Origin of the sequence: Ferdinandcohnia salidurans (assembly GCF_042680725.1) — a bacterium.
In the GTDB taxonomy this organism is placed as follows: domain Bacteria; phylum Bacillota; class Bacilli; order Bacillales; family Bacillaceae_L; genus Ferdinandcohnia; species Ferdinandcohnia salidurans.
Map to the genome: position 1 here is coordinate 807,271 of NZ_JBHUEK010000025.1, position 6,259 is coordinate 813,529.

Genomic DNA, 6,259 nt, shown 5'->3' on the forward strand with positions numbered 1-6,259 from the left:
TAAAGTGTAGGTGATATTGGTGGCAATGGAAGAAAAAGAATTGCAACAACAAGAATATGATGAGAATCAAATACAGGTTTTAGAAGGTTTAGAAGCTGTAAGAAAGCGACCTGGTATGTATATTGGTTCAACTTCTGGAAAAGGTCTGCACCATCTAGTATGGGAAATTGTCGACAATAGTATTGATGAAGCATTAGCGGGTTACTGTGACGAGATTAATGTCATCATTGAAGAAGATAATAGTATTACTGTAATAGACAACGGACGTGGAATTCCAGTTGGTATCCATGAAAAAATGGGTCGTCCAGCCGTCGAAGTAATTATGACTGTCCTCCACGCCGGAGGGAAATTTGACGGTGGTGGCTACAAGGTTTCTGGCGGATTGCACGGGGTTGGTGCTTCTGTTGTTAACGCACTTTCTACAAAATTAGAGGTATATGTACACCGTGATGGTAAGGTTCATCATATTGCATTTGAACGAGGTCACGTCGTTTCTGAACTAAAAGTAATTGGTGAAACTGATCATACTGGTACAATTACACATTTTAAACCGGATGGTGAAATCTTCACTGAAACCCTTGAGTTTGAATTTGATATACTTGCGACTCGACTTCGTGAGCTTGCGTTCTTAACAAGAGGCGTCAAGATTACAATCGAAGACAAACGGGAAGAGAACAAACGTAAAGAATATCATTATGAAGGTGGAATCAAGTCATACGTTGAGCACCTCAACCGTACAAAAGAAGTGGTTCATGAAGAGCCAGTTTTCGTCGAGGGTGAAAAAGAAGGAATTTCAATAGAAATTGCCCTTCAATACAATGATAGCTATACAAGTAATATTTATTCATTCGCAAATAATATCCACACCTATGAAGGTGGAACACATGAATCTGGATTTAAAACGGCATTAACACGAATTATCAATGATTATGCACGTAAAAATAATATTTTCAAAGATAATGATGCTAATTTAACCGGTGATGACGTTCGTGAAGGACTAACCGCAATCATCTCTATTAAGCATCCAGATCCACAATTTGAGGGACAAACAAAAACAAAGCTCGGAAATAGTGAAGCAAGGACAGTGACTGAATCTGTCTTCTCAGAGAAATTTGAGTCTTTTCTATTAGAAAATCCGTCAGTTGCTCGTAAAGTTGTCGAAAAAGGAACAATGGCAGCTAGAGCACGAATGGCTGCGAAAAAAGCACGTGAATTAACAAGAAGAAAAAGTGCATTAGAGGTTTCGAGCTTACCAGGAAAACTTGCTGATTGTTCTTCCAAGGACCCTTCCATTAGTGAACTTTATATTGTTGAGGGTGATTCAGCGGGTGGTTCTGCAAAACAAGGTCGTGATCGTCATTTCCAAGCGATTCTGCCACTTAGGGGAAAAATCCTTAACGTTGAGAAAGCAAGACTTGACCGCATTCTATCCAATAATGAGGTACGTTCTATGATTACTGCATTAGGAACGGGTATTGGAGAAGATTTTGATATCGCAAAGGCTCGTTATCATAAAGTCGTCATCATGACAGATGCTGATGTAGACGGTGCACATATTCGGACTTTATTATTAACGTTCTTTTATCGATTTATGCGCAAGATTATCGAACATGGATTTATCTATATAGCACAACCGCCATTATATAAAATTCAACAAGGTAAACGTGTTGAATACGCATATAATGACCGCGAACTTGAGAAATACTTAGCGGAAATGCCAAGTAATCCAAAGCCCGGTATTCAACGATATAAAGGTCTTGGTGAAATGAATCCAGAACAGCTTTGGGAAACCACAATGGATCCTAACAACCGAACAATGCTTCAGGTTACCCTTCAGGATGCAATTGAGGCAGACGAAACATTCGAAATGCTGATGGGTGATAAGGTGGAACCTAGACGTAATTTCATTGAAGAGAATGCCCAGTACGTGAAAAACTTGGATGTCTAACGATATTTTACAGGATAGTTTTGAAATCTAGCTCTAGGCGTTATCGTTCCGAGTCTTAAGCCCATTGCTTATGCTTGTTTTCGATAAGTGGGTGCCTTGTGCCTTTCGTTACTATCCTGTGTTTTAGTTCTATATTTGAATGGGTTAAAATAAGAATCCAAATTTATTTTATACCCCTGATAAAGGGAGGTTTCTTTTTATGTCTGAAAATCAAAACTCGCATATTCACGAGATAAATATTAGCCATGAAATGAGAACATCATTTCTAGATTATGCGATGAGCGTTATTGTGTCACGTGCCCTACCAGATGTTCGTGATGGTCTAAAGCCAGTTCACCGCAGGATTTTATATGCGATGAACGACTTAGGAATGACATCTGATAAAGCCTATAAGAAATCTGCTCGTATCGTAGGTGAAGTAATTGGTAAATACCACCCACACGGTGACTCTGCAGTTTACGATACGATGGTTCGTATGGCACAGGACTTTAACTACCGCTATATGCTTATTGATGGCCACGGAAACTTTGGTTCAGTAGATGGTGATGCGGCAGCAGCCATGCGTTACACGGAAGCGCGTATGTCCAAAATATCAATGGAACTTCTGCGTGATATTAACAAGGATACAATTGATTACCAAGATAACTACGATGGTTCAGAAAAAGAACCGGCTGTTCTCCCTGCTCGTTTCCCTAATCTTTTAGTAAATGGTGCAGCGGGAATCGCAGTAGGTATGGCAACAAATGTTCCACCGCATCAATTAGGTGAGGTTATTGATGGCGTACTAGCAGTCAGTAAGGATCCTGAGATAACCATTGCTGAGTTAATGGATATCATACCTGGGCCGGACTTCCCTACATCTGGACATATTCTTGGTAGAAGTGGGATTAGGAAAGCTTATGAAACTGGAAAAGGCTCCATTACCTTACGTGCAAAAGTAGAAATCGAAGAGATGAAAAATGGCAAGGAAGTTATCCTTGTAACAGAACTTCCTTACCAAGTAAATAAAGCTAAATTAATCGAAAAAATTGCAGAATTAGTTCGTGATAAAAAGATTGACGGCATAACAGACCTTCGTGATGAATCAGACCGAAATGGTATGAGAATCGTGATGGAAGTAAGAAGAGATGCAAATGCGAATGTTCTTTTAAACAATTTATATAAACATACTGCATTGCAAACAACTTTTGGAATCAATATGCTAGCTCTAGTAAATGGGCATCCAAGAGTCCTAAACTTAAAGCAATGCTTACAATATTACTTAGATCATCAAGTTGTTGTAATTAAACGCAGAACAGCGTTTGAGCTTCGAAAAGCTGAAGCAAGAGCTCATATTTTAGAAGGTTTACGTATTGCGTTGGATCATATTGATGAAATTATTACGTTAATTCGTGGCTCACAAAATACGGATATCGCTCGCGAAGGCTTAATGACAAGATTTAACTTATCTGAAAAACAAGCACAAGCGATCTTAGATATGCGTTTACAGCGTTTAACAGGTTTAGAACGTGATAAAATTGAAGCGGAATATCAAGAGCTTGTTGCATTAATTGCAGAATTAAAGGCAATTTTAGCAGATGAGGAAAAAGTTCTAGAAATTATTCGTGAAGAGCTTTTAGAAGTTAAAGAACGTTTTAATGATAAAAGACGTACTGAAATTCTAGCAGGCGGACTTGAAATGATTGAAGATGAAGATTTAATTCCTAAAGAGAACATCATCATTACTCTCACAAACAAAGGGTATATTAAGCGTCTTCCAGTTTCAACATACCGTAGTCAAAAACGCGGTGGCCGAGGGATTCAAGGAATGGGAACAAACGAAGATGACTTCGTCGAACATCTTCTATCAACATCAACCCATGATACAATCCTATTCTTCACAAATAAAGGGAAGGTCTATCGTTTAAAAGGTTATGAAATCCCTGAATACAGTAGGACAGCAAAAGGAATCCCAATTATTAACCTACTAGAAATCGATAAAGAAGAATGGATCAACGCCATTATTCCTGTATCTGAACTAGTTGATGATTGGTTCTTGTTCTTTACAACAAGAAAGGGTATCTCAAAACGAACTCCATTATCATCCTTTGCGAATATTCGTAAAGGTGGATTAATAGCTGTTGGTTTGCATGAAGGTGATGAACTTATTTCTGTTCGACTAACCGACGGATCGAAAGACATTATCATTGGAACAAAGGACGGTATGCTCATTCGCTTCCCTGAGTCAGATGTAAGATCTATGGGTCGTACAGCTGCGGGGGTTAAAGGCATTAACCTTTCTGAAGGTGATGATGTAGTCGGAATGGAAATACTAGAAGACAACCTAGATGTCTTAATTGTTACTGAACATGGTTATGGCAAGCGTACAGCAGCAGGTGAGTACCGTATCCAAAGTCGTGGTGGTAAGGGCCTCAAAACTGTTAATATTACCGAAAAGAACGGTAAAGTAATTGCAGTTAAAGCTGTTACAGAAGAAAATGACCTTATGCTTATTACGGCTGCCGGTGTCTTAATTAGAATGTCAATTAATGATATTTCACAAATTGGCCGTACAACCCAAGGTGTTAAGCTTATTCGTCTAGACGAAAATGAGCATGTAGCAACTGTTGCGGTTGTAGAAAAGGAAGAAGAAGAGGAACTTGAAGATGAATCAGTAGAGGCTGCAGAAGAGACAGTCACTGATGAACAACCAAGTAACGAAGAAGAAACTGAATAAACTTTTATGAAAAGAGAAATGCTGCAAGTGCAGTATTTCTCTTTTTTTGGTAAAATGGTACTAGTATTCAACGAAAGACGAGGGCGAATTAAAATGCGTGTAAGGACAAGCCAGTTACAAGAAGGATGCATCGTCTCAAATGACATCTTTTCCTTAACAAATACACCAATTATTCCTAAAAACACAGTATTAACAAATGAACATATACAAGTTCTTCACGTATTTTTGGTTCAAGATGTACAAGTTGAAGCATTTTTAATCAACGGTGACTCTTTCACTCCTACTGAAATAGTAGAGGAAGTAGAAGTTGAAATAAAAGAAAGCTCAATTGCGGAGGCTTATCTCAAATCTGTAGGGGAATATAAACAACTGTTCGAAAGCTGGCAAGCGGGGGCTCTCTTAGATATCACTAAAGTACGCCAAATAATACTCCCACTCTTTAAAAGAATACTAGAACAACCAAAAGAAATATTCTCATTATATAAATATATAAACCGAAATGACTATATGTACCATCATGCTGTCACAGTAGGATTGCTCTCAGGATACCTAGGAAGAAAACTGGAGTTCAACAAGGGCGATTGCAATCATCTAGCCATAGCGGGATTACTTAGTGACTGTGGAATGTCTAAAATAGATCCCAAAATACTAATAAAGGGTACATCACTTACTTATGGAGAATATAAAGAGGTAAAAAGACACCCTTTATATAGCTACCGAATCATCGAAAAGATTCCACTTATAAAAGATAGTGTAAAATTAGCAGTTCTCCAGCATCATGAACGAATTGATGGAACTGGATACGTACTCGGGGTTACCGGGGAGAGACTGCATCCATTCGGAAAGATTGTTGCAGTGGCCGACGTGTACTCGGCCATGACCTCAGAAAGACCATACAGTAACCGCCAGTCTCCCTTCGAAGTCCTTGAAGAGATTAGAAGAGAATCGTTCGGTAAACTCGATCTAAAAGTAGTAGAAGCCTTAACAAATAGTGTTGGAATAATATCCATAGGAACAAAAGTAAAACTCTCAAATGGGCAATCTGGAGAAATTGTGTTTATTGATAAATCCCAGCCCACAAGGCCATTACTAAAAATGAATGAATATGAATTTTTGGATTTAAAAACCGACCGTGAAGTCTACATAGAAGAGATTATCTGATAACCTCCAAATTTGGAGGTTTTATTTTTGCTGAAAAAGAAGTAGTAAAACATTTTTAAAATAAATGCTTGATTAAAAGGCCTTTTGCATTTATACTTTTAAAAGTCTTATCCTTTCAACATTATTATTTTAAAAAAGTAATTGACTTTAATAATGATAATGTGATATATTAATAAAGTCGCTTCGGGGCGACAAACAAGTTCTTTGAAAACTAAACATAATACAAGCGTCAACGTTTAATTCTAAAGTAACAAACTATTGAGCAATCAATACTCTTATTGGAGAGTTTGATCCTGGCTCAGGATGAACGCTGGCGGCGTGCCTAATACATGCAAGTCGAGCGAACCTGAGGGAGCTTGCTCCCAAAGGTTAGCGGCGGACGGGTGAGTAACACGTGGGCAACCTGCCTATAAGACTGGGATAACTTCGGGAAA

The 6,259-nt window shown here is 38.4% G+C and carries 3 protein-coding genes and 1 rRNA gene; all 4 read left to right on the forward strand.

Annotated elements, in window-relative coordinates; genetic code table 11:
• The first annotated feature begins 25 nt into the window (after window positions 1–25).
• Entirely contained in the window at window positions 26–1,948 is a 1,923-nt protein-coding gene (gene gyrB / locus ACFSFW_RS18190; RefSeq protein ID WP_304214020.1) for a DNA topoisomerase (ATP-hydrolyzing) subunit B, read from the forward strand.
• Between the two features lie 199 nt (window positions 1,949–2,147).
• Window positions 2,148–4,664 (forward strand): DNA gyrase subunit A, encoded by a 2,517-nt coding sequence (gyrA, locus tag ACFSFW_RS18195; protein WP_304213357.1) that lies wholly within the window; start codon window positions 2,148–2,150, stop codon window positions 4,662–4,664.
• Between the two features lie 93 nt (window positions 4,665–4,757).
• On the forward strand, window positions 4,758–5,825 hold the full coding sequence (locus ACFSFW_RS18200) for an HD-GYP domain-containing protein (protein ID WP_304213354.1): 1,068 nt from the start codon (window positions 4,758–4,760) through the stop codon (window positions 5,823–5,825).
• Between the two features lie 275 nt (window positions 5,826–6,100).
• Window positions 6,101–6,259: ribosomal RNA gene (locus tag ACFSFW_RS18205) — 16S ribosomal RNA — on the forward strand; the annotation flags it as partial.

What these genes read in the sequence shown, in the direction of transcription:
- gyrA (WP_304213357.1), top strand. Translation starts at nt 2,148, where the DNA reads ATGTCTGAAAATCAAAACTCGCATATTCACGAGATAAATATTAGCCAT.
- ACFSFW_RS18200 (WP_304213354.1), top strand. Translation starts at nt 4,758, where the DNA reads ATGCGTGTAAGGACAAGCCAGTTACAAGAAGGATGCATCGTCTCAAAT.
- gyrB (WP_304214020.1), top strand. Translation starts at nt 26, where the DNA reads ATGGAAGAAAAAGAATTGCAACAACAAGAATATGATGAGAATCAAATA.